The 742-nt window shown below is 36.4% G+C and carries 1 protein-coding gene and 1 pseudogene; both read right to left on the bottom strand.

The window, feature by feature from the left end:
• Positions 1–584, bottom strand: a 584-nt coding sequence (locus NW211_RS13900; RefSeq protein WP_258328276.1) for an ATP-binding protein, incomplete at its 3' end; no start/stop codon positions are given.
• Between the two features lie 15 nt (positions 585–599).
• A pseudogene (locus tag NW211_RS13895) lies at positions 600–734 on the bottom strand (AAA family ATPase); the annotation flags it as partial.
• Positions 735–742 lie beyond the last annotated feature (8 nt).

Here is a 742-nt window from a genome sequence, read left to right as displayed (position 1 = left end):
TCTTGTACATTGCCATCTTTTGCTATAACAAAATCAACTTGCGAAGATGTTTCCTTATAGTAGAAAACATCACAAAAGAGTGGCTTATAGCGACGCATCAGCTCAATGCATACTATATTCTCCAACTTCCAGCCGAGATTTTCCAATGAGAAATTATCCTTGCGTTCTGTGACAAATGCAGTATCCACTACATAAATCTTTTCGTTTCTTACACGATCTTTACTTTTATATGAGAAACGATTTACTCCTACCAATAGAAAAGCCTCTTTAAGGTAGGAATAATAGTTCTCAGCCGTATGATTTGATACTCCGAATAATTCTCCTACCGTTTTTGCGACAAATTCCTGACAATAATTATCGGCAAGATAAGCTGCGATTCTTCGTAATGCTTCCACATTGCGAACTTTGAAACGTTTTGCTATATCATTCTTGATGATGGCATCCAATAATCCGTTAATATAACCTCTACGATTACTTTCATTGAACAATTCCGGGAATCCGCCTTGTAGAAGATATTCATGTAGGGTACTTTTGCGAATACCCTTCGCTTTTGTTGATAGCGAAGTGGTATCTATCTTTTTCATTGTACAATACTCGGAGTATGAGAAAGGATAGAGTTCTACCTTATTATTTCTTCCTGTCAGATGTGTACTTAATTCCTTACTGAGTAATTTAGAATTAGAACCTGTAATAAATAGATGCATTTTCTGGCGAAGCAATCGATTGACAAACAATGGCCAGC

The organism is Barnesiella sp. ET7 (assembly GCF_024733785.1).
Taxonomy (GTDB): Bacteria; Bacteroidota; Bacteroidia; order Bacteroidales; family Barnesiellaceae; genus Barnesiella; species Barnesiella merdigallinarum.
Note: the sequence above shows the minus strand (reverse complement) of the source record. Positions and strands in the feature narration are given on the sequence as shown.